The 22,738-nt window shown below is 70.4% G+C and carries 17 protein-coding genes; 11 read left to right on the top strand and 6 right to left on the bottom strand.

Annotation, left to right across the window (positions count from 1 at the left end):
• Positions 1-67: 67 nt before the first annotated feature.
• Complete coding sequence (locus AC2XR2_RS12235) at positions 68-949, top strand: LysR family transcriptional regulator (protein ID WP_491515024.1); 882 nt, start codon at positions 68-70, stop codon at positions 947-949.
• Positions 950-1,166: 217 nt separating this feature from the next.
• Here the strand turns inward: AC2XR2_RS12235 and AC2XR2_RS12230 are convergent, their stop codons facing one another.
• Together AC2XR2_RS12230 and AC2XR2_RS12225 are read right to left on the bottom strand one after the other, a co-directional pair.
• On the bottom strand, positions 1,167-2,021 hold the full coding sequence (locus AC2XR2_RS12230) for a phosphatase PAP2 family protein (protein WP_381301797.1): 855 nt from the start codon (positions 2,019-2,021) through the stop codon (positions 1,167-1,169).
• Positions 2,022-2,152: 131 nt separating this feature from the next.
• On the bottom strand, positions 2,153-3,187 hold the full coding sequence (locus tag AC2XR2_RS12225; protein WP_381301799.1) for a LacI family DNA-binding transcriptional regulator: 1,035 nt from the start codon (positions 3,185-3,187) through the stop codon (positions 2,153-2,155).
• Between the two features lie 360 nt (positions 3,188-3,547).
• Here AC2XR2_RS12225 and AC2XR2_RS12220 point away from each other — a divergent pair, with 360 nt between their 5' ends.
• The 6 genes from AC2XR2_RS12220 (at position 3,548) to AC2XR2_RS12195 (ending at position 10,856) form a co-directional block, all read left to right on the top strand.
• A complete protein-coding gene (locus AC2XR2_RS12220) occupies positions 3,548-4,816 on the top strand; it encodes an extracellular solute-binding protein (RefSeq protein WP_381301801.1) in 1,269 nt (422 codons plus the stop codon).
• Between the two features lie 103 nt (positions 4,817-4,919).
• Complete coding sequence (locus AC2XR2_RS12215; RefSeq protein ID WP_381301803.1) at positions 4,920-5,924, top strand: carbohydrate ABC transporter permease; 1,005 nt, start codon at positions 4,920-4,922, stop codon at positions 5,922-5,924.
• Between the two features lie 13 nt (positions 5,925-5,937).
• Positions 5,938-6,843, top strand: a complete 906-nt coding sequence (locus tag AC2XR2_RS12210; RefSeq protein WP_381301805.1) for a sugar ABC transporter permease — start codon at positions 5,938-5,940, stop codon at positions 6,841-6,843.
• 129 nt (positions 6,844-6,972) lie between these two features.
• Positions 6,973-8,649 carry a glycoside hydrolase family 13 protein gene (locus tag AC2XR2_RS12205; RefSeq protein WP_381301870.1) on the top strand — a complete coding sequence of 559 codons (1,677 nt, stop codon included), beginning with the start codon at positions 6,973-6,975 and terminating at the stop codon, positions 8,647-8,649.
• A gap of 139 nt (positions 8,650-8,788) precedes the next feature.
• A complete protein-coding gene (locus AC2XR2_RS12200; protein WP_330267414.1) occupies positions 8,789-9,355 on the top strand; it encodes a dihydrofolate reductase family protein in 567 nt (188 codons plus the stop codon).
• A gap of 109 nt (positions 9,356-9,464) precedes the next feature.
• Complete coding sequence (locus AC2XR2_RS12195; RefSeq protein ID WP_491515023.1) at positions 9,465-10,856, top strand: alpha-amylase; 1,392 nt, start codon at positions 9,465-9,467, stop codon at positions 10,854-10,856.
• Here AC2XR2_RS12195 and AC2XR2_RS12190 read toward each other — a convergent pair.
• Complete coding sequence (locus AC2XR2_RS12190) at positions 10,832-11,200, bottom strand: hypothetical protein (protein ID WP_491515022.1); 369 nt, start codon at positions 11,198-11,200, stop codon at positions 10,832-10,834. The genes AC2XR2_RS12195 and AC2XR2_RS12190 overlap by 25 nt on opposite strands.
• A gap of 170 nt (positions 11,201-11,370) precedes the next feature.
• On the opposite strand from AC2XR2_RS12190, the gene pulA reads away from it, so the two are divergent.
• The 3 genes from pulA (at position 11,371) to AC2XR2_RS12175 (ending at position 18,853) form a co-directional block, all read left to right on the top strand.
• Entirely contained in the window at positions 11,371-16,776 is a 5,406-nt protein-coding gene (gene pulA, locus AC2XR2_RS12185; RefSeq protein ID WP_491515021.1) for a pullulanase-type alpha-1,6-glucosidase, read from the top strand.
• Between the two features lie 74 nt (positions 16,777-16,850).
• Positions 16,851-18,470, top strand: a complete 1,620-nt coding sequence (locus tag AC2XR2_RS12180; protein ID WP_381301811.1) for a SpoIIE family protein phosphatase — start codon at positions 16,851-16,853, stop codon at positions 18,468-18,470.
• Between the two features lie 29 nt (positions 18,471-18,499).
• On the top strand, positions 18,500-18,853 hold the full coding sequence (locus AC2XR2_RS12175; RefSeq protein WP_449353424.1) for a 5-carboxymethyl-2-hydroxymuconate Delta-isomerase: 354 nt from the start codon (positions 18,500-18,502) through the stop codon (positions 18,851-18,853).
• Here AC2XR2_RS12175 and AC2XR2_RS12170 read toward each other — a convergent pair.
• The 3 genes from AC2XR2_RS12170 to AC2XR2_RS12160 form a co-directional block, all read right to left on the bottom strand.
• Positions 18,850-19,539, bottom strand: coding sequence for a TetR/AcrR family transcriptional regulator (locus AC2XR2_RS12170; RefSeq protein ID WP_330267420.1), 690 nt, complete (start codon positions 19,537-19,539; stop codon positions 18,850-18,852). The genes AC2XR2_RS12175 and AC2XR2_RS12170 overlap by 4 nt on opposite strands.
• Before the next feature lie 151 nt (positions 19,540-19,690).
• Entirely contained in the window at positions 19,691-21,616 is a 1,926-nt protein-coding gene (locus AC2XR2_RS12165; protein ID WP_491515020.1) for a hypothetical protein, read from the bottom strand.
• A 49-nt stretch (positions 21,617-21,665) separates the two neighbouring features.
• A complete protein-coding gene (locus AC2XR2_RS12160; protein WP_381301816.1) occupies positions 21,666-22,166 on the bottom strand; it encodes a tetratricopeptide repeat protein in 501 nt (166 codons plus the stop codon).
• A gap of 129 nt (positions 22,167-22,295) precedes the next feature.
• Between AC2XR2_RS12160 and AC2XR2_RS12155 the strand changes: the two genes are divergently transcribed.
• On the top strand, positions 22,296-22,733 hold the full coding sequence (locus AC2XR2_RS12155) for a hypothetical protein (protein WP_491515019.1): 438 nt from the start codon (positions 22,296-22,298) through the stop codon (positions 22,731-22,733).
• The last annotated feature ends 5 nt before the right edge of the window (positions 22,734-22,738 follow it).

Raw genomic sequence — 22,738 nt, 5'->3', positions numbered from 1 at the left:
CCACGGTCCCGGGCCTGACCCGTGAGGACAAGTGAAAGATCCTGGAGGCATCATTAAGCTGGAGTACATGCTTGATGTGCGACGGATGCAGATGCTGGCGGCCGTGGTGAGCAGCGGCTCCGTCACCGCGGCCGCGGCCCGGCTCGGCTACACGCCCTCGGCGATCAGCCAGCAGGTGGCGGCGCTGGAGAAGGAGGCCGGGACCGAGCTCCTCGAACGGGTCGGGCGGGGGGTGCGGCCCACGGCCGCCGGGCTGTTGCTCACCGAGCACGCCGACGCGATCGGCCGGCAGGTCGCCGAGGCGGAGACCGCCCTCACGGACCTCCTCGCGGGCCGCACGGGCCGGCTCTCGGTGCGCTACTTCGCCACGGCAGGCGCCCGGCTGGTCGCCCCCGCGGTCGCCCGGCTGCGAGCCGAACAGCCCGGGGTCCGGATCGAGTTGAGGCTGGCGGGCCCCGACCCCCTCCCCGACGTCCGGGAGGGCCGCGCCGACCTGGCCCTGGTCGTCGGTCCGGGTGACCACGACGGCGTACGCCTGCTGCACCTGCTGGACGATCCCTACCTCGCCGTCCTGCCGAAGGCCCACCCGCTCGCGGCCCGCCGCACCCTCCGCCTGACCGACCTGGCCGAGGAGCCGTGGGTCGGCAGCGAGTGGCCGGGCCCCTGTCTCGACGCCCAGCTCACCGCCTGTGCCGAGGCGGGCTTCCAGCCCCGTTTCGTCGTCGACAGCGAGGACTACGCCACCGCGCAGGGCTTCGTGGCGGCCGGACTCGGGGTCACCCTGATCCCGCGGCTGGGCCTGGACGGACGGCATCCGGAGGTCGTCGTACGACCGCTGAAGAGCCCGGAACCGACCCGGACGATCCTGGCCGCCGTACGGCAGACCGCGTCGCCGCAACCGGCCCTGGAGACCTTCGTCGCGGCGCTGCGGGACGCTGCCGCGGGCTAGGCGGGGCGGTCCGGTGGGGGCAGGACCGCGTGGCGGCAGGGGCCACATACCGGCTCCGCCTCGGGGGTGGACCAGCCGGGGCCGCATCCCGGCTCCGCCTCGCCCTGGACGAGCCGGGACCGCTCACCGCAGGGGGCCCGTGGAAGGCGTCGGCGGCCCGGGGGAACGGCGGGCAGGCCTGGCACCGCTCCGGACGGGTCCGCGGGCCACTCCCGTCCTACAGCCTGGCTCGCAGCAGCGGGCCGTTGTCCGGGACGGCCCTCGGCAGCCGGTACGGCAGGGCCCCGTACCAGAGCCGGGCCACCGTGAAGCCGAACAGCAGGCACAGGATGCCGCCCACCGCGTCGAGCCAGAAGTGGTTGGCGGTGGCGACGATGACCAGCAGGGTCGCCGCGGGGTAGAGGAGGCCGAGGACCCGCACCCACGGCACCGACGCCAGCGCGAAGATCGTCAGACCGCACCACAGGGACCAGCCGATGTGCATGGACGGCATCGCGGCGTACTGGTTCGACATGTGCTTGAGGTCGCCGGAGGCCATCGAGCCCCACGTCCGGTGGACCATGACGGTGTCGACGAAGTTGCCGCCGTTCATCAGCCGCGGGGGCGCCAGGGGATACAGGTAGTAGCCGACCAGGGCCACGCCCGTCGTCGCGAACAGCACCAGGCGGGTCGCCGCGTAGCGGCCGGGATGGCTGCGGTAGAGCCAGACCAGGACGCTCAGCGTCACGACGAAGTGCAGTGTCGCGTAGTAGTAGTTCATCCCGATGATGAGCCAAGTCACCGAGTTCACCGCGTGGTTGACGGACTCCTCGACGGCGATGCCGAGATGGTGCTCCATCCGCCAGATCCAGTCGGCGTTGCGCAGCGCCTCCGCCTTCTGCTCCGGCACCGCGTTGCGGATCAGCGAGTACGTCCAGTAACTCACCGCGATCAAGAGGATCTCGAACCAGAGGCGCGGTCGGCGAGGAGTGCGCAGTCGGCGCAGGAGACCGGGTCGTTCCGAGGCCGTGAGGGAGTCGGGAACGGCCGTGTTCTCACGGTCTTCCAGACTGGTCACGGTCGAGTCACCCATAGACACAAAGTCTGCCAGAAAGGCCCTGTCCCCCCGATCATCCCGCGGTCGGGTTCGGGTCGCATGTCCTACGGCGGGAAGACTGTCCCGTTCTCCTACTTCCGCAGTGGTTCGGGCCCGGTTTCTCCGCCCTACGGACGAGTGCGTTCCCCGGGGGCCGACGCCGTCGAACCCCGTACCACCAGCTCCGGCATGAACACGAACTCGCTGTGCGGCGCGGGCGTTCCGCCGATCTCCTCCAGCAACGTCCGCACCGCCGCCTGTCCCATGGCCGGCACCGGCTTGCGGATCGTCGTCAGGGGCGGGTCGGTGAAGGCGATCAGGGGGGAGTCGTCGAAGCCCACGACCGAGACGTCCCGCGGTACGTCCAGGCCCAGCTGCCGGGCCGCCCGTATCGCGCCGAGCGCCATCATGTCGCTCGCGCACACCACCGCCGTGCAGTCCCGCTCGATGAGAGCCGTGGCGGCCGCCTGCCCGCCCTCCAGGGTGTACAGCGAGTGCTGCACCAGCTCCGCCTCGACGGTCGCGGCGGGCAGGCCCAGCAGGTCCTGCACGGTGCGCACGAAGCCCTCGATCTTGCGCTGGACCGGCACGAACCGCTTGGGGCCGAGGGCCAGCCCGATCCTGGTGTGGCCCAGCGACACCAGGTGCGTCACCGCGAGGCTCATCGCCGCGCGGTCGTCGGGGGAGATGAACGGCGCCTGCACCTTCGGCGAGAACCCGTCCACCAGCACGAACGGCACGCCCTGCGCCCGCAGCTGCTCGTAGCGCTGCATGTCCGCCGAGGTGTCCGCGTGCAGCCCGGACACGAAGATGATGCCCGCCACGCCCCGGTCGACGAGCATCTCGGTGAGCTCGTCCTCCGTGGAACCGCCCGGGGTCTGGGTGGCGAGCACCGGCGTGTAGCCCTGCCGCGTCAGCGCCTGGCCGATCACCTGCGCCAGGGCCGGGAAGATCGGGTTCTCCAGCTCCGGGGTGATCAGGCCCACCAGGCCCTCGCTGCGCTGCCGCAGCCGGACCGGGCGCTCGTAGCCCAGCACGTCGAGGGCGGCCAGCACGGACTGGCGCGTGGTGGCGGCGACACCCGGCTTCCCGTTGAGGACGCGGCTGACGGTCGCTTCGCTCACCCCCGCCTGAGCAGCGATGTCGGCTAGCCGTGTGGTCACGGCACCGGACTGTACCGGCCGTATCGTCATCGCGGTCCCTCTGTTCTGGTCGGCGCCCCTTGTCCCGCAAGGGGATGATTCCCGTACGGTACTTGGATGGCAAGAGCTTGCAGAGTCTTGCACAGACGCCCGGACCCCGCTCCGACCCTGCTCGATCCCGGCGAACAAGCGTCTCACGGGGGTCGCCGGGAGGTCACGCCCGGATAACTTCAAGCGGCTCTTGCAGTTTTTTGCTGCAAGGTCTTTCGCAAGGCTTGCATCGCTGTTACGTTCGGCGACGCCCGGCGGAGAAGGCGGACGGGACCCCCTTCGCAGCAAGCAGTACAGCAGCACACGGGCCATCACCCTCAAGGAGATCTCATGCGGCGTGGCATAGCGGCCACCGCGCTGGTGGCGTCCTTCGCCCTCGCGGCGACGGCCTGCGGCGGAAGCGACAGCGGCGACAAGGCCGACGGTCCGGTCACCATCACCTGGTGGGACACCTCCAACGCCACCAATGAGGCGCCGACGTACAAGGCCCTGATCAAGGACTTCGAGGCCGCCAACAAGGGCATCAAGGTCAAGTACGTCAACGTCCCCTTCGACCAGGCGCAGAACAAGTTCGACACCGCCGCGGGCGCGAGCGGCGCCCCGGACGTGCTGCGTTCCGACGTCGGCTGGACCCCCGCCTTCGCCAAGAAGGGCTACTTCCTGCCCCTCGACGGTACCGAGGCCCTCGCCGACCAGGCCAAGTTCAAGCCGAACCTGATCGAGCAGGCCAAGTACGACGGCAAGACCTACGGCGTCCCGTTCGTCACCGACACCCTCGCCCTGGTCTACAACAAGCAGCTCTTCGCGAAGGCCGGCGTCGAGGCCCCCAAGACCTGGGACGACCTGAAGAAGGCCGCCGCCACCATCAAGGACAAGACCGGCGTCGACGGCTACTGGGGCTCCACCCAGGCCTACTACGCCCAGACCTTCCTCTTCGGCGAGGGCACCGACACCGTCGACGTCGCCGCCAAGAAGATCACGGTGAACTCGCCCGCCGCCAAGAAGGGCTACGGCACCTGGCTGAGCCTCTTCTCCGGCAAGGGCCTGCACAAGGCCGACACCACCGCCGACGCCTACGCCCACATCCAGGACGCGTTCGTCAACGGCAAGGTCGCCGCGATCATCCAGGGCCCGTGGGAGATCACCAACTTCTACAAGGGCTCCGCCTTCAGCGACAAGGCCAACCTCGGCATCGCCACCGTCCCGGCCGGCTCCACCGGCAAGGCGGGCGCCCCGACCGGCGGCCACAACCTCTCGATCTACGCCGGCTCGGACTCCGCCCACCAGAAGGCGGCCGAGAAGTTCGTCGGCTTCATGACCTCCGCGAAGTCGCAGACGCAGATCGCGCTGAAGAACTCCACGCTGCCGACCCGCGACGACGCCTACACCGCCGAGGTCAAGGCCGACCCGGGCATCGCCGGCTACCAGACGGTCCTCGCCAGCGCCCAGCCCCGCCCGGCCCTGCCGGAGTACAGCTCCCTGCTGACCCCGCTGGACACCGAGCTGAACTCCATCGCCGGCGGCAAGGAGTCCCTGGACAAGGGCCTGAGCAACGTCGAGGTCTCGATCGCCAAGCTGGTGCCGGACTTCAGCAAGTGAGTCCCGGAAGTGGCCGGGCCGGGCAGCCGCTCGGCCCGGCCACTTCGCAGAGCCGCAGAACGTGCAGTTCTCAGAGCCGTAGAACTTCCAGAAGGTGTCGAACATGACAGTCGCCATCGACCGCGCCACCGGGCAGCGCCGCGGTGACCGCGCGCCCCGGCCCGGGCTGGGCCAACGCCTCAAGCACGGCTACCAGAGACACTGGTACGCGTACGCGATGATCGCCCCGGTGGCGATCGTCCTCGGTGTCCTCGTGCTCTACCCCCTGGTCTACGGCGTCTACCTGACCCTCACCGACGCCAACAGCCTCAACACGGCCCGCACGATCGGCGTCAACCACATCGACGCCACCTACAAGTTCATCGGCCTCGACAACTATGCCGACATCCTGTGGGGTCCGACCGCCTACGACCGCTTCTGGTCGCACTTCATCTGGACGATCGTCTGGACCGCCCTGTGCGTCGCCCTGCACTACTGCATCGGCCTCGGCCTCGCGCTGCTGCTCAACCAGAAGCTGCGCGGCCGCACCCTGTACCGGCTGATCCTGGTGCTGCCCTGGGCCGTGCCCACCTTCGTCACCGTCTTCGGCTGGCGGTTCATGCTCGCCGACGGCGGCGTCATCAACACCGCGCTCGACGCACTCCACCTGCCGTCACCGGCCTGGCTGGAGGACACCTTCTGGCAGCGGACCGCCGCGATCATGGTCAACACCTGGTGCGGAGTGCCGTTCATGATGGTCTCGCTGCTCGGCGGCCTCCAGTCCATCGACGCCTCGCTGTACGAGGCCGCCGAGATGGACGGCGCGAGCTCCTGGCAGCGCTTCCGGTACGTCACCCTCCCGGGCCTGCGATCGGTCAGCTCCACCGTCGTACTCCTCGGCATCATCTGGACGTTCAACCAGTTCGCGGTGATCTTCCTGCTGTTCGGCAACACCGCGCCGGACGCGCAGATCCTCGTCACCTGGGCCTACTACCTGGGCTTCGGACAGCAGCCGCGTGACTTCGCGCAGTCGGCCGCGTACGGCATCCTGCTGCTGGCCATCCTGATCGTCTTCACCTCCTTCTACCGCCGCTGGCTGAACCGCAATGACCAGCAGCTCGCGATCTGAGGACGGAGTCCCCATGAGCACGACCACAGTCGAGACCCCGGCCGAGGCGCGCGAGCGGTCCGCCGAGGCGCCCCGCCGGGCCCGCGGCCGCGGTGAGAAGAGCCTCGCCGGCTCCCTCGTCTCGCACGGCATCCTGACCGTCGCGAGCCTCGTCGCGCTGTTCCCGATCGTCTGGCTGGTCTTCCTGTCGCTCGGCCCGGACAAGGACGACTACCTCCATCCGGGCGGCATCTGGAAGAAGATGACGTTCGACAACTACTCGTTCGTCCTCCAGCACACCGAGTTCTTCAGCTGGCTCAAGAGCTCGCTGATCGTCTCGCTCGGCACCACCGTGATCGGCGTGCTGATCGCCGCGACCACCGGTTACGCCGTGTCCCGGATGCGCTTTCCGGGCTACCGGAAGTTCATGTGGGTGCTCCTGGTCACGCAGATGTTCCCGGTAGCCGTACTCATGGTGCCGATGTACCAGATGCTCTCGGACCTGAAGCTCATCGACACCTACCTTGGGCTCGTCCTCGTGTACTGCTCGACGGCCGTGCCGTACTGCGCCTGGCTGCTCAAGGGGTACTTCGACACCATCCCGTTCGAGATCGACGAGGCCGGACGGGTCGACGGGCTGACCCCCTTCGGCACGTTCGCGCGGCTGATCCTGCCGCTCGCGCGGCCCGGTCTCGCGGTGGCCGGGTTCTACAGCTTCCTGACCGCCTTCGGCGAGGTCGCGTTCGCGTCGACGTTCATGCTGTCCGACACGAAGTACACGTTCGCGGTGGGGCTCCAGAGCTTCGTCAGCGAGCACGACGCCCAGCGGAACCTGATGGCGGCGACGGCGGTGCTGATCGCGATACCGGTGTCGGTGTTCTTCTACCTGGTGCAGAAGAACCTGGTGACCGGGCTCACCGCCGGTGGAACGAAGGGCTGATCCGCCGGAACGCCGGAAAAAGACCCGAGGCGGCCGCAGTGTCCATCCGACCCCGCTGTCACCGCGGCCGCCTCGTCACCCGCTTCTCATACCTTTGACCTGATGAACCCGTTACGTACCAAGGACGCCATGAGCCAGCAGCACTCCGCCATCGCCCCGGCCCCCCACCTCGCCGAAGCCAAGCGCAGCGACTGGTGGCGGGACGCGGTGATCTACCAGGTCTATCCGCGCAGTTTCGCCGACAGCAACGGTGACGGCATGGGCGACCTGGAGGGCATCCGTACCCGACTGCCGTACCTGCGCGACCTCGGCGTGGACGCCGTGTGGCTCAGCCCCTTCTACGCCTCGCCGCAGGCCGACGCCGGCTACGACGTCGCCGACTACCGGGCCGTGGACCCCATGTTCGGCAACCTCCTGGACGCCGACGCCCTGATCCGCGACGCCCGCGAGCTGGGACTCAGGATCATCGTCGACCTGGTGCCCAACCACTCCTCCGACCAGCACGAGTGGTTCAAGCGGGCCCTCGCCGAGGGCCCCGGATCGCCGCTCAGGGACCGCTACCACTTCCGCCCCGGCAAGGGCGCACACGGCGAACTCCCGCCCAACGACTGGGAGTCGATCTTCGGCGGCCCCGCCTGGACCCGCGTCACCGAACCGGACGGCTCGCTCGGCGAGTGGTACCTCCACCTCTTCGCCCCCGAGCAGCCCGACTTCAACTGGGACCACCCGGCCGTCGGCGACGAGTTCCGCTCCATCCTGCGCTTCTGGCTGGACATGGGCGTGGACGGCTTCCGCATCGACGTGGCCCACGGCCTGGTGAAGGCGGAGGGCCTTCCCGACCTTGGATCCCACGACCAGGTGAAGCTGCTGGGCAACGATGTCATGCCGTTCTTCGACCAGGACGGCGTCCACGAGATCTACCGCCAGTGGCGGCTGATCCTCGACGAGTACAGCGGTGAGCGCATCTTCGTCGCCGAGGCCTGGACCCCGACCGTCGAGCGCACCGCGAACTACGTCCGCCCCGACGAGCTGCACCAGGCCTTCAACTTCCAGTACCTGAGCACCGCGTGGGACGCCGAGGAGCTGCGCGGGGTCATCGACCGCACCCTGGAGGCGATGCGCCCGGTCGGCGCCCCCGCCACCTGGGTGCTCTCCAACCACGACGTCACCCGGCACGCCACCCGCTTCGCCAACCCGCCCGGCCTCGGCACCCAGATCCGCACGGCGGGGGACCGGGAGCTGGGGCTGCGCCGCGCCCGCGCCGCCACGCTGCTCATGCTGGCGCTGCCGGGATCGGCGTACGTCTACCAGGGCGAGGAGCTCGGCCTGCCGGACGTCGTCGACCTGGCCGACGAGGTCCGCCAGGACCCGGCGTACTTCCGCGGCGCCGGCCAGGACGGCTTCCGCGACGGGTGCCGGGTGCCGATCCCGTGGACGCGCGGGGGATCGTCGTACGGCTTCGGAGCGGGCGGCAGCTGGCTGCCCCAGCCCCCGGAGTGGGCGGAGCTGAGCGTGGAGGCGCAGACCGGCGACCCGGGCTCCACCCTGGAGCTGTACCGCTCGGCCCTCGCCGTCCGCCGCGCGCGGCCCGACCTCGGCGCCGGCGACGCGGTGGAGTGGCTGCGGGCGCCCGAGGGCGTCCTCGCCTTCCGGCGCGGGGACTTCGTGTGCGTCGCGAACACCAGCGGTGAGTCGGTGACGACTCCGGCGTACGGCCGTCTGCTGCTCGCCAGCGGTGAGGTCGCCGAGGTCGACGGGGACGCGAAGGTGTCGGCCGACACGACCGTGTGGTGGACGACCGCCTGAGCACCCGAAGGACGAATCACCGGGCCCTGAGGGGGGCCCGGTGATTTCTTTCTCCGGCGTGTCGATCGGCGGGGCCCGCGTTCGACGCTTGGGTGAAGGGGCTAACAGCGCCCCGTGTCCGACTGCCCGAGGAGAGACCATGAAGATCCGCGCCCGCCTGAGCACGAGTGCCGACGGCTATGTGACCACGCCGAGCGGCTGGCCCGCGCTCACCGCCGACCCCGCGTTCGTCCCCGGCCAGAGCCACGGCATCCGCGAGTTCCTGGCGGACTGCGAGGCCGCGCTCATGGGCCGTACGACCTTCGAGCCGGCCCTGACCAACAGCCGCTGGCCCTGGCCGGACCTGGACGTGTTCGTCCTCGGCTCGCACCGGCCCGAGGGCACCCCCGACCACGTCACCACCGACAGCGACCCGGTCCGGCTCCTCGAGAAGGTCCGCGCGGCCAACCGGGGCGGGGACGTCCACCTCATCGGCGGCCCGCGGACCATCGCGACCTTCCACGCGCTCGGCGCCCTGGACCGCCTCGAACTGGTCGTGCTGCCCCTGCTGTTCGGCGGCGGCACCCAGCTGACCCCGGCGCTCAGCCCCGAGACCGGACTGACCTTCCTGAGCCAACGAGCCCTGCCCGGCGGGGCGGTGGAGATCGTCTACTCCTGCGAGGGCCGCCGCGGCGACCTGCCGAGCAGGCCCGCCGAGCAAGTGTGAAAGTTCTTGCCGTTACTTTCTCGACTCTTGCTGTAAACATTTCAACAGCGGTACGTTCTCGCCGGCGCCAGGCAACGACGCCTGGCCGTCCGGCAAGGAGAACCCCCACGTGATATCGAGATGGTCCGCAAGAGCCACCGCCACCGCCGCGGCCACCGTGTTCGCCGCCGCGGTCGCCGTCCTCACCCCCACCGCCGCCCAGGCCTCCCCACCGGGCGGCAAGGACGTCACCGCCGTCCTCTTCGAGTGGAACTTCGCCTCGGTCGCCAAGGAGTGCACCACCACCCTCGGCCCCGCCGGATACGGCTACGTCCAGGTCTCCCCGCCCGCCGAGCACATCCAGGGCTCGCAGTGGTGGACCTCGTACCAGCCGGTCAGCTACAGGATCGCCGGACGTCTCGGCGACCGCACGGCCTTCCAGAACATGGTGAACACCTGCCACGCGGCCGGGGTGAAGGTCGTCGTCGACACCGTCATCAACCACATGGCCGCGGGCAGCGGCACCGGCACGGGCGGGTCGTCGTACACGAAGTACACCTACCCCGGCCTGTACTCCTCCTACGACTTCGACGACTGCACCTCCCAGGTCACCAACTACCAGGACCGCTGGAACGTCCAGCACTGCGAACTGGTGGGTCTGGCCGACCTCGACACGGGTGAGCCGTACGTCCGCGGCGCGATCGCCGGGTACATGAACGACCTGCTCTCCCTCGGCGTCGACGGCTTCCGCATCGACGCGGCCAAGCACATCGACAGCGCCGACCTCGCCACCATCAAGTCCCGCCTCAGCAACCCGTCGGTGTACTGGAAGCAGGAGGTCATCTACGGCAGCGGGGAGGCCGTCCAGCCCACCGAGTACACGGGCAACGGCGATGTGCAGGAGTTCCGTTACGCCTACGACCTCAAGCGGGTCTTCAACAACGAGAACCTCGCCTACCTGAAGAACTACGGCGAGGGCTGGGGCTACATGAGCAGCTCGGTCGCGGGCGTCTTCGTCGACAACCACGACACCGAGCGCAACGGCAGCACGCTGAACTACAAGGACGGCGCGAACTACACGCTGGCCAACGTCTTCATGCTGGCCTATCCGTACGGCGCCCCGGACATCAACTCCGGCTACGAGTGGTCCGACACGGACGCGGGACCGCCCGACAACGGCTCCGTGAGCGCCTGTTGGCAGAACGGCTGGAAGTGCCAGCACGCCTGGCCGGAGATCCTGCGCATGGTCGCCTTCCGCAACGCCGTCCGCGGGGAGTCGGTCACCAACTGGTGGGACAACGGCGGCGACGCGATCGCCTTCGGGCGGGGCGCCAAGGGCTACGTCGCCATCAACCACGAGTCGGGCAGCCTGAGCCGCACCTACCAGACCTCGCTGCCGGCCGGGACGTACTGCAACGTCCAGAACAACACGAGCGTGACGGTGAACTCCAACGGCCAGTTCACGGCCACCCTCGGCGCCAACACGGCGCTGGCGATCTACGCGGGCAAGTCCACCTGCTGAACCACCCCCGACGGCCCCTGTTCCGGCTGTGCGCGCCGGCGCAGGGGCGGTCGTCCGAGTATCTCGATGTACACGATCCGCCCGTGCACGACGTCGAGGATCAGATCGCCCGACGAAGGCAGCAGCGGCACACAGCGATGTCCCGGACCGTACGGCTGCCCCTGCGGATGCTCCGCGGTCCGGATGCTCTGGCAGAAGTCGTCCCCGCAGCCGCACGCGCCGACCAGCCGGACATCCCGCACGCAGATGGCCAACTCGCGCTCCCCCTCCGCCTCCAGGAGAGCGGCGAGTTCGTCGATCAGCTCCGGGTGGATCTCGCGCACCAGGGGAGGTTCCTGCTCCATGCGCGGGAAGGTAGTCGTGCGCCGATCCGAAGGCCACCGATTATGAGCGGCACATGGCTCGTGAAAGTTCTTTCCGGTCGTTTCACGGCTCTTGCTGTAAGCCTTGCGGCGGCGATACGGTCGCGCGGGGTCGGACCCGAAGAGCCGTACATCGCAAGGAGTCCACGTCAGTGATACCGAGATGGCCGGTGCCGTCGAGGCGCCTCCGCACGCACGCCGGACGGGTCGCCGCGGTCACCGTGACCGCGCTGGCCGCAGCGCTCGTCCCACCCCTGTCCGCCCGGGCGGACACCCCGCCGCCCCCGCCCTCCGACGCCAAGCTCGCCGCACAGCCGGCCCGGCACGACGACACCCGTGAGCAGTTCTACTTCGTCCTGCCGGACCGTTTCGCCAACGGCGACACCGCCAACGACAAGGGCGGCCTGACCGGTTCCCGTCTCTCCACCGGCTACGACCCCACCGACAAGGGCTTCTACCAGGGCGGCGACCTCAAGGGCCTCACCAAGCGCCTCGACTACATCAAGGGCCTCGGCACCACCGCCATCTGGATGGCCCCGATCTTCAAGAACAAGCCCGTCCAGGGCACGGGGGCCAACGCCTCGGCCGGCTACCACGGCTACTGGATCACCGACTTCACCCAGGTCGACCCGCACTTCGGCACCAACAAGGACCTCGAGACCCTCATCTCCAAGGCTCACGCCAAGGGCATGAAGGTCTTCTTCGACGTCATCACCAACCACACGGCCGACGTCGTCGACTACGAGGAGAAGTCCTACGACTACCTCTCCAAGGGCGCGTTCCCGTACCTGACCAAGGACGGGGAGCCCTTCGACGACGCGGACCACGCCGACGGCTCCAGGGCGTTCCCGCCCGTCGACGCCGACTCCTTCCCGCGCACCCCCACGGTCACCGACACCGGCGCCAAGGTCCCGGCCTGGCTCAACGACCCCACGATGTACCACAACCGCGGCGACTCGACCTACGCCGGCGAGTCCACGACCTACGGCGACTTCTCCGGCCTCGACGACCTGTGGACCGAGCGCCCCGAGGTCGTCAAGGGCATGGAGAAGATCTACCAGAGGTGGGTGCGCGACTTCGACATCGACGGCTTCCGGATCGACACCGTGAAGCACGTCGACATGGAGTTCTGGACCCAGTGGGCCACGGCCCTCGACGCCTACGCGGCCCAGCAGGGCCGTAGGAACTTCTTCATGTTCGGCGAGGTCTACTCCGCCGACACCTCGATCACCTCGCCCTACGTCACCCAGGGCCGCCTCGACGCCACCCTGGACTTCCCCTTCCAGGAGGCGGCACGCCAGTACGCCTCCCAGGGCGGCAGCGCGCAGAAGCTCGCCGGTGTCTTCGGCGACGACTACAAGTACACGACCGACAAGGCCAACGCATACGAACAGGTCACCTTCCTCGGCAACCACGACATGGGCCGCATCGGGTACTTCCTGAACCAGGACAACCCGAAGGCCACCGACGCCGAACTCCTCGCCAAGGACAGGCTCGCCAACGAGCTGATGTTCCTCAGCCGCGGCAACCCCGTCGTCTACTACGGCGACGAGCAGGGCTTCACCGGCGCGGGCGGCGACAAGGACGCCCGCCAGACGATGTTCGCGTCGAAGACCGCCGACTACCTCGACGACGACGAGATCGGCACCGACCGCACCCACGCGAGCGACGCCTACGACACCAGCGCACCGCTGTACCGGCAGATCGCCGAGCTGGCCAAGCTCCGCAAGGCCAGTCCCGCGCTGACGGACGGCGTCCAGGAGCAGCGGTACGCGGCGGACGGGGCCGGCATCTACGCCTTCTCCCGCACCGACGCGAAGACCGGCCAGGAGTACGTCGTCGCCTTCAACAACGCGGGCGCGGCCAAGTCGGCCTCCTTCGCGACCGGTTCGGCGAACACGGCCTTCAAGGGCGTCTACGGCGGTGCGTCGACCGTCAGCTCCGACGCCGCCAAGAAGATCACCGTCACCGTCCCCGCCGGCTCGACGATCGTCCTCAAGGCGGCCGGCAGGCTCGCCGAGCCCGCCACCAAGCCCACGATCACCCTCAAGGCCCCGGCCACCGGCGCCACCGGCACCGTCGAGCTCACCGCCGACGTGACCGGCGGACAGCTCAACCGGGTCGTCTTCGCCGCCCAGACCGGCAACGGCACGTGGCAGGTCCTCGGCTCGGCCGACCACGCCCCCTACAAGGTCACGCAGACCATCGGCGCCTCGGTCCCAGCCGGAACCACCCTGCGCTACAAGGCGGTTGCCATCGACACGGCCGGCCGCACCGCGTCGGCGACGGCCGAGTCGGTCACCGGCACCCCGCCCACCGAGGAGCCCCCGACCGCCTCCTCCCGCGACTACGCGGTCGTCCACTACAAGCGCACCGACGGCGACTACGCCGACTGGGGCCTGTACGCCTGGGGCGACCTCGCCGACGGCGAGTCCACCACCTGGCCCGCCGGCCACCCCTTCGTCGGCCGGGACGCCTACGGCGCCTTCGCCTACGTCAAGCTGAAGCCCGGCGCCTCCAACGTCGGCTTCCTCGTCATCGACAAGGACGGCAACAAGGACGTCTCCACCGACCGCACGATCGACGTCACCAAGACCGGTGAGGTGTGGATCGAGCAGGGCAAGGACGCCGTACAGACCGAGCGGCCCGACTACCCGGCACAGGACAGGACCAAGGCGGTCATCCACTACCACCGCGCCGACGGGAACTACGACGGCTGGGGGCTGCACGTCTGGACGGGCGCCGCGAACCCCACGGAGTGGTCGAAACCGCTGGAGCCGGTACGGACCGACGCCTACGGCGCGGTCTACGAGGTGCCGCTCAACGATGGGGCCGGCAGCCTCAGTTACATCATCCACAAGGGCGACGAGAAGGACCTGCCCACCGACCAGTCCCTGGACCTCACGGCGAACGGCCACGAGGTGTGGCTCTTGAGCGGCCAGGAGCAGTACCTGCTCCCGCAGCCCGCAGGGTCCGCCGCCGCGCTCGACCTGACCACCTCCAAGGCGGTCTGGATCGACCGGAACACGGTCGCCTGGAACGGCGACGACACCGCCGCCTCCACCCAGCTGCTGTATTCCCACGACGGCTCGATCGCCGTCAAGGACGGGACGCTGACCAGCGACGACGAGCGCTGGCTGCGGCTCACCAGAACCACCCTCACCGACGCCCAGAAGGCGAAGTACCCCCACCTGAAGGACTACACGGCCTGGTCCGTCGACCCACGTGACCGCGACCGGGTGAAGCAGGCCCTCACCGGTCAGCTCGTCGCCTCCCAGCGTGCCGCGAACGGCGCCGTGTCGGCGGCCACCGGGGTCCAGATCGCGGGCGTGCTCGACGACCTGTACCCGACGGCGACGAAGGCCGCTCTGGGACCGACGTTCAGCAAGGGACGCCCGACCCTCGCGGTCTGGGCGCCGACCGCGCAGAACGTGTCGCTGGAGCTCGCCGGGTCCACCGTCAGGATGAAGCGCGACGCCACCACCGGCGTCTGGTCCGTCACCGGCCCGGCCTCCTGGAAGGGCAAGCCCTACCGCTATGTCGTGAAGGTGTGGGCCCCCAGCGTCGGTGAACTGGTCACCAACAAGGTCACCGACCCCTACTCGGTCGCCCTGACCACCGACTCGGCGCGCAGCCTCGTCGTGGACCTGGCCGACAGGTCCCTGGCCCCGAGCGGCTGGTCGACGTACACCAAGCCGAAGGCCGTGCCCCTGAGGGACGCCGAGATCCAGGAGCTGCACGTCCGGGACTTCTCGGTGGCGGACAAGACCGTGCCCGCGAAGGACCAGGGCACCTACCTCGCCTTCACCGACAAGAACAGCGACGGCTCCCAGCACCTGAAGCAGCTCGCGAAGTCGGGCACGAGCTACGTCCACCTCCTGCCCGCCTTCGACCTCGCCACCGTTCCCGAACGCCGCCAGGACCAGGCGACCCCGGACTGCGACCTCGCCTCCTACCCGGCCGACTCCGACCAGCAGCAGGCGTGCGTCGCCAAGACCGCCGCCAAGGACGCCTACAACTGGGGCTACGACCCCTACCACTACACGGTCCCCGAGGGCTCCTACGCCACCGACCCGAACGGCACCGGCCGCACGGTCGAGTTCCGGAGGATGGTCAAGTCCCTGAACGAGGACGGCCTCAGGGTCGTCATGGACGTCGTCTACAACCACACCGCGGCGAGCGGCCAGGCCGCCACGAGCGTGCTCGACCGGATCGTGCCCGGCTACTACCAGCGGCTCCTCGCCGACGGCTCGGTCGCCAACAGCACCTGCTGCGCGAACACCGCCACCGAGAACGCCATGATGGGCAAGCTGGTCGTCGACTCGATCGTCACCTGGGCCAGGGAGTACAAGGTCGACGGCTTCCGCTTCGACCTCATGGGCCACCACCCCAAGGCCAACATCCTGGCCGTCCGCAAGGCCCTCGACGCCCTGACCCTCAAGAAGGACGGCGTCGACGGCAGGAAGATCATCCTCTACGGCGAGGGCTGGAACTTCGGCGAGGTCGCCGACGACGCCCGCTTCGTGCAGGCCACCCAGAAGAACATGGCCGGCACCGGCGTCGCGACCTTCTCCGACCGCGCCCGTGACGCGGTCCGCGGCGGCGGCCCCTTCGACGAGGACCCCGGTGTCCAGGGCTTCGCGTCCGGGCTCTACACCGACCCCAACTCCTCGAAGAGCAACGGCACTCCGGAGGAGCAGAAGGCCCGCCTCCTCCACTACCAGGACCTGATCAAGGTCGGCCTGTCCGGCAACCTCAAGCAGTTCACCTTCACCGACACCGACGGCAAGGAGGTCACCGGCGCCCAGGTCGACTACAACGGACAGCCCGCCGGCTACGCGGACGCGCCCGGCGACGCCCTCGCCTACGCCGACGCGCACGACAACGAGTCGCTGTTCGACGCGCTGACGTACAAGCTGCCCGCGTCGACCAGTTCGGAAGACCGCGCCCGGATGCAGGTCCTCGCCATGGCCACCGCCGCCCTCTCGCAGGGCCCGGCGCTCTCCCAGGCGGGCACCGACCTGCTGCGCTCCAAGTCCCTGGACCGCAACTCCTACGACAGCGGCGACTGGTTCAACGCGATCCACTGGAACTGCCAGGACGGCAACGGCTTCGGACGCGGACTGCCCATGGCGGCCGACAACGCGTCCAAGTGGCCGTACGCCAAGCCCCTGCTGGGCACCGTGAAGGTCGGCTGCGCCCAGATCGAAGGGGCCTCGGCCGCCTACCAGGACCTGCTGAGGATCCGTACGACGGAGCAGGCGTTCTCGCTCGCCACCGCCGACCAGGTGCAGTCGACGCTGTCCTTCCCGCTCTCCGGGAAGGACGAGACGCCCGGCGTCATCACCATGGAACTCGGCGACCTCGTGGTCGTCTTCAACGCGACCCCGAAGGAGCAGGACCAGCGGGTCCGGGCCCTGGCCGGAAGCACGTACCGGCTGCACCCGGTGCAGGTAGCAGGGGCGGACTCTACCGTCAAGAAGGCCTCTTTCGACACGGAATCGGGTACCTTCGCCGTTCCGGAGCGGACCGTGGCCGTTTTCCTCCGCCATCCCTAGCTGAAGGCATTACCTTGGTGGAGCGGACCCCGAACCCCGGTCCGCTCCACCGGTGTTGCCCGAGGGGGTGACAGATGGACGACAAAGGCAAGCTCACCGGCACGACCGTGATGGTCGTGGACGACGTGGAGGCCAGCCGGTACGCCATGGGCACCGTGCTGAGCCGCGCGGGACACCGCGTGGTCCCGGTCGCCACCGGCGGCGAGGCCCTCGCCGAACTCGACACCCGGCTGCGCAAGGGAACCCTCCCGGACGTCGCCCTCGTGGACGTCGGGCTGCCCGACATGAGCGGCTTCGACCTGTGCCGGCTGTTCAAGGAACGCCCGCACACCGCCGGAATGCCCGTCGTGCACTTCTCCGCCTCCGCCGTGCCGCCCGCCGTGCACTGCGCCGGCATGGACATGGGCGTCGAGGCCTATCTGAAAGTGCCCGCCGAACCCCTGGAGATCGAGGCGGTGGTCCGGGCCGCCGTCCGCAACGCGCAACTGCGGGCGGGCGACCGGGCGCTGGTACGACGGCTCACCCTGCTGTCCGAGACCATCGTCACCATCCAGTCGGCCCGCACCCTCCAGGAACTCTCCGACGCGGCCGCCGAGGGCGTCTCCCGGCTCACCGGCACCCCCGCCGCCGTCTTCGTCCTCGACCAGGACGACCAGCTCTACCGCGGCCTGTCCAGCGACCGCATCCCCGTCTCCCTGCCCGACGAGGACGCCGACCGGACCGTTGCCGGGCTGCTGCGCCGCCTCACCCGGGGCCAGGCCGGAGTGCAGCTGACCACCGTGCCCGCGCCGCTGTGGCCGGCCGGGTTCTTCCGGCCCGGCGTCGAGCAGGACGCCCGGCTCGCGCTCGTCGTCACCCAGGACGGCCGGGCACCGGTGTGCCTGGCCGCGCCCGCGCGCGGGATGCGCAGGGTCGGCCTGGAGGGCGAGACCCTGCTGGCCCAGCTCGCGCAGGCCACCGCGCTCGCCGCCGAACCGCTGCTCATGTACAAGGTCGAGCGGCATGTCGCCCTCACCCTCCAGCACAGCTTCCTGCCCCAGCCGCACCGGCTGCCCGACCTGCCGGGCCTCGACATCGTGGTCCGCTACGTCCCCGCCTCCCGGCAGACCGAGATCGGCGGCGACTTCTACGCCGCGCTGCGGGTGGACGAGGGCGTGCTCACCGCGGTCGGCGACGTCGTCGGACACTCGCTGGACGCGGCGACCGTCATGGTCGAGCTGCGGCACGCGCTGCGGGCCTACGCCGTCGACGAGAGCGACCCCGCCGTCCTCGCCGAGCGCCTGGACCGGACGCTCCAGCGCTACCACCCCGACACCACGGCCACCGTCTGCCTGGCCCTGGTCGACCCGGACACCGGACGCACCCGGATCGCCAACGCCGGGCACATCCCGCCCCTGATCGTCCGCGACACCGGCACCGCCGACTACGCCAAGTCGGCCGGCCCGCTGCTCGGCGTCGGCCTGCCCCATCCGCCGGCCACCGAGCTCTACCTCGAACCCACCGACCGGCTCCTCATGGTCACCGACGGCCTCATCGAGACCCGGGGCACCGATCTCACGGCCTCCATGGAACACCTGCGCGCGGCCGCCTCCGGGGCCCTGCCCGGCCTGGACGCCCTGTGCGACACCCTGCTGGACACCTTCGGCCACGACCGGGAGGACGACATCGCCATGCTGGCGCTGCGGCTAGGGTGACGTGCAGTCGCCCTGGAACAGGAGTGCCCATGCCGCAGATCACCATCGAACGCTCCCCGCGTCTCGACCACGTCGACTGGGAGGAGTTCGCCCTGGCGCTGCACCCGGTCGTCGTCGAGACGGCGGCCGCGAAGCTCGAGGCGTGCAAGACCCGGGTGCTGCGCACCGAGGACGAGGCGGTCGGTGGCGAGAAGGAGAACCACGCGATCGTGAACGTCTCGGTCGCGCTGCTCGCCGGACGGTCCGAGGAGACCAAGGCGAAGCTCACCGAGGCCGTCGTGGACCTGCTGCGCAAGCACGTCGGCCCCACGGACGGCCTCACCGTGCACCTCTCCGCCGAGGTACGCGACCTGGACCCCTCCTACACCAAGGCCGTGCTCTAGGAGGCCAGGGAGATCAGCCGCGCGGCGAGGTCGGTGAAGGGGCCGTCGTGCGGCTCGTCCTTGAGCATGTGCCGCAGCAGTACGGTCATCTCCTCGTCGTAGGCCGCGCCCACCGCCGCCAGCGCGGCGAAGTCGTGGACGAGCTGGATCTCCAGCTCGGCGCGCGGGATGCGCCGGCCGTCCAGCCAGATCAGGGCCGTCGACTCGACGAGCGAGATCCAGGAGCGGATGAGCAGTTCGAGGCGCGCGGGCGGGTCCGTCACCCGCAGGTGCGACAGGATCTGCTCGTAGGCGACCTGCCGTACGGAGTCGATGAGCGCGTTCGTCGCGGACGAGCCCACCGCCGGGCCACCGCGCATCAACGCCGAGAAACCCGGCCCGTGTTCGTCCACGAAGTCGAAGAAGCGGCGCATCACCCGCAGCAGCCGGCCGCCCAGCGAGCCCACGTGCGGCTCCTCGAAGCGGCTCGCCAGATCCTCCGCCGCCCGCTTCAACGCGGCTTCGTACAGGCTGAGTTTGCCGGGGAAGTAGTGGTAGACCAGCGGCCGCGAGATGCCGGCCGCCGACGCGATCTCGTCGATGGAGACCTCGTCGGGCGAGCGACGGGCGAACAGTTCGAGGGCGACGCCGATCAACTGCTGACGCCGTTCCTCGACTCCCATTCTTCGACGCACCCCGGTACTCATACGAACACCTTACCGATCGGATCCGGCCCGGAACGGACCGGTCCGGCCAGTGGTGTTCACACGTCCGGCACGAGTCGCTCACTTCACACCCGCGACGGAGGGGATCGTCGCGACCGTCAACAGCCGTCGGCTGAACCGGAGTTCGCGATGGCTAGCGGAGCCCGCCGACCTCACGGCCGTCCGTCAGCGTCCCCTTCAGCCCGGCCTGCGCCCCCTGCTCCGCCCGCACCGCCAGCAGGTTGCCCTGAGCGGACCCCTTCACCCCGCCCGTCGCACTGATCGACGCCGTGCCCCGGCTGCCCGCCGCCAGCAGGTACCAGGACCCCGTCCCCGACTTCCACAGCACGCCGGCCAGCACCTGCGGATCCTTCGCCCCGCACGCCGGGACGTTCTCCGCCTTCGCCGCCACCGCCCCGTACGTCGAGCCCGGCGTGTGGAACTGCGCCAGCACCCGCTCCCCGCCGCCCTGCCAGGTCTCCGCCCGGGTGCACACCCAGTCCGCCGTGCCGCTCGCGCCCGGCAGCGGCTGCGTCGCGTACCCCCAGGCGTTCACGCTCCGCACGCCGGAGGACCGCATCGCGCCCAGCGAGCAGGCGTACGGCGCCCAGGCGCGCAGCCCCCGCACCCCGGACGCGTCCTTCACGGACCCGGGGCGGCCGGTGGTGAGGCGGGCCGGGACCAGCTCGCCGAGGTCGGTCAGCAGCCGGGTGCCGGAGGCGTCCGTCAGCTCGAGCACGTTCCAGGAGGTGCAGGCGCCGCTCTGGACGGGGCCGGCCATCGGGGCGGTGGCGCCGCCGGACAGCGTCAGCTCCATGGCACCGGAACCCGGCTTCAGCAGGTCCCGCTCGGCCGCCTTCGTCACCCAAGGGGCCGTCAGATAGCGGATGTTGCCGTCGGCGCGGCCCAGCACGACCGCGCTCGCCCCGGCCCGGTCCGCGCCGTCGACCCGGGCGAAGTCGAGGGCGGCCCCCTTGGTGCTGTCGCGCGGCTCGGCGTAGCGGACGATGCGCAGACCGTCGTAGAGGATGACCACGCGCGCGTTGTCGACGGTCCCGGCGTACAGGAGCTGCGGCGGTCCGGAGGGGCCGCCCGACGGGGTGCCGGGGGTCGCGGAGACCTGGACGGTCTCGCCGGGGCGGGCCCACACGGCGAGGGCGCGGCGCAGCAGGGCGCTGTCGCCGGTGAGGTCGCCGCGCGCGGGCCACACCGAGAAGTCGGTGCGGGCCGAGGACTCCCACGCGGCGGCCGGGACCTTCGTCAGCAGCGCCGGGTCCAGGGCGGCCTGGGCGGCGGGGTTCTGCGCGTACGCGGGTGCGGCGGCGCCGTCGGGGCCCCAGCCGTCGCCGGGCATGCCGAGCAGCGCCCCGCACACGGCGACCGCCGCGGCGGCGGCGAGCGCGGCCTTCATGTGCTGCCGGCGCCGCATCAGGTCGGTGGGGCGGGCCTGGAGCGAACAGGGGTCGAACTCGGGGGAGTCGAGGAGGGCGTAGCGGGGGTCCTCGGAGTCGGCCTCCTCCAGCGCCGCGTCCACGTCGGCCACGCCCGCGGCCGTGAGCACCTCGCGTACGTCGCCGTCCGGGAGCTTCTCCAGGCCGCGCAGGACATAGGCGGCGCGGGCCGGTCCGGTGAGTGCCGACAGGCTCTGGTCCAGGGCGAGTTCGTCGGCGCCCCCGGAGCGCGGGAAGAGCCTGAGGCCCCACACCTGGGGGAGCAGCGGCGGGAGTTGGGAGCGTTTGGGCCACGCCCTGCGCTTGAGCGGCCGGCTCGCCTCCAGCGCCGTACGTACCACCTGGAGGCGGACGAAGGCGTAGCCGGGGTCGCCCTCGCGGCCGGCCGACTGGGCCGGGATGACGGGGGTCGCGGCCCGGCCCCGGGGCAGCGCGCGCTGGGTGAGGGCGTGCGCGGTCAGGACCCGCCTGCTGCGGCCCAGGCCCGGCGGCAGCACCAGATAGGCGAGCCGGACCAGCCGGGGGTAGTGCTCGACGAGCGCGGCCTCGGCCTGCTCGACGTCCACGACGGGGTCGGCGGCGGAGCCTGATGCGGGTGCGGGGCGCGGGGCGACATCCTGTGACTGCACGTTCAGCAGAACGAGCGAATCGTGGGTTGGTCACCGCCGACCGAGTGAATCAGCCTTCCGGGTCGACCAGGGCGCGCGCGTAGTTGGCCATCGACCGCTGGTAGCGCGGCAGATGGGGGGCCAGCGCGCCGAGGACCAGGGACAGGCCCTCGCGGTCCCGGCCGAGGCTGGACAGGCACAGGGCGAGACAGGCCCGTACCGCGTCGTCCAACTCGTCGGAGGGGGCGTCCAGTTCGGGGGTGAGCAGCTTGACGCCCTCCTCCGCCTGTCCGGTGTTCCGCAGGGAGCTCGACAGCTGGATCTTGGCGCGGCGGCCCTTGTAGCCGGTCAGGCCCTTCGCGAGCGCGTCCCGGTACAGCGGGACCGCCTTGTCCGAGTGCCCCGTGGAGTCCCAGGCGGAGGCCCGCTCGAAGGGGCCGTCCGGGCTGTCGTCCGGCAGCTCGGCCACGAGCGTGTCGATCACGGCCCGGAACTCGGCCGCCCGCTCCTCGGGATACTCGTCGAAGGTGGCCCAGGCGGCCACGACCCGCTTTTCCCAGTCCTCGTTCACCGGCACACTTTCGCACACCCGTAGCAGCGGTGACACCAGGATTTGAGCGTCCCGCGCCCCGCAGCCGTATGGGAGGAGACGGACCCCCGCCGGGGCCCGTCCGACGTGACCCCGTGACCGGAGGAACACATGAGGTTGACCCGACCGATGCTCGCGCTGACCGGCGCGGCCGCGGCGCTGGCGCTGGCGGGCTGCGGATCCGGCGGTGACGCGAAGGCCGCAGCCGCGGTGCCGCCGGCGGCCACCGGCAGCCTGGAGCACCTGGCCGCCGAGGTGAAGTGCACGCCCGACATCCAGATCGACGCCGACGAGCTGCGTCAGGCCGTGTGCAAGAAGTCCAAGGACGCCGACGGCAAGTTCATCCTCGCCACCTTCGCGACGGACCGCGGCCAGCGCGAGTGGATCAACGGCGCCAAGGACTACGGCGGTCACTTCCTGGTCGGCCGCAAGTGGGTCGCCGTCGGTGACACCACCCGGACGGTGACGGGGCTGCGCAAGACGCTCGGCGGGGACATCGAGGAGGGTGTGGACCACTCGAAGATGGGCGCCACGCACTCGGCGCACTGAGGACG

Source organism: Streptomyces sp. LS-MS-L19 (assembly GCF_058382285.1).
Note: the sequence above shows the minus strand (reverse complement) of the source record. Positions and strands in the feature narration are given on the sequence as shown.

What these genes read in the sequence shown, in the direction of transcription:
- AC2XR2_RS12210 (WP_381301805.1), top strand. Translation starts at nt 5,938, where the DNA reads ATGAGCACGACCACAGTCGAGACCCCGGCCGAGGCGCGCGAGCGGTCC.
- AC2XR2_RS12230 (WP_381301797.1), bottom strand. Translation starts at nt 2,021, where the DNA reads ATGGGTGACTCGACCGTGACCAGTCTGGAAGACCGTGAGAACACGGCC.
- AC2XR2_RS12205 (WP_381301870.1), top strand. Translation starts at nt 6,973, where the DNA reads ATGAGCCAGCAGCACTCCGCCATCGCCCCGGCCCCCCACCTCGCCGAA.
- AC2XR2_RS12155 (WP_491515019.1), top strand. Translation starts at nt 22,296, where the DNA reads ATGAGGTTGACCCGACCGATGCTCGCGCTGACCGGCGCGGCCGCGGCG.
- AC2XR2_RS12180 (WP_381301811.1), top strand. Translation starts at nt 16,851, where the DNA reads ATGGACGACAAAGGCAAGCTCACCGGCACGACCGTGATGGTCGTGGAC.
- AC2XR2_RS12175 (WP_449353424.1), top strand. Translation starts at nt 18,500, where the DNA reads ATGCCGCAGATCACCATCGAACGCTCCCCGCGTCTCGACCACGTCGAC.
- AC2XR2_RS12235 (WP_491515024.1), top strand. Translation starts at nt 68, where the DNA reads ATGCTTGATGTGCGACGGATGCAGATGCTGGCGGCCGTGGTGAGCAGC.
- AC2XR2_RS12190 (WP_491515022.1), bottom strand. Translation starts at nt 11,200, where the DNA reads ATGGAGCAGGAACCTCCCCTGGTGCGCGAGATCCACCCGGAGCTGATC.
- AC2XR2_RS12220 (WP_381301801.1), top strand. Translation starts at nt 3,548, where the DNA reads ATGCGGCGTGGCATAGCGGCCACCGCGCTGGTGGCGTCCTTCGCCCTC.
- AC2XR2_RS12170 (WP_330267420.1), bottom strand. Translation starts at nt 19,539, where the DNA reads ATGAGTACCGGGGTGCGTCGAAGAATGGGAGTCGAGGAACGGCGTCAG.
- AC2XR2_RS12200 (WP_330267414.1), top strand. Translation starts at nt 8,789, where the DNA reads ATGAAGATCCGCGCCCGCCTGAGCACGAGTGCCGACGGCTATGTGACC.
- AC2XR2_RS12215 (WP_381301803.1), top strand. Translation starts at nt 4,920, where the DNA reads ATGACAGTCGCCATCGACCGCGCCACCGGGCAGCGCCGCGGTGACCGC.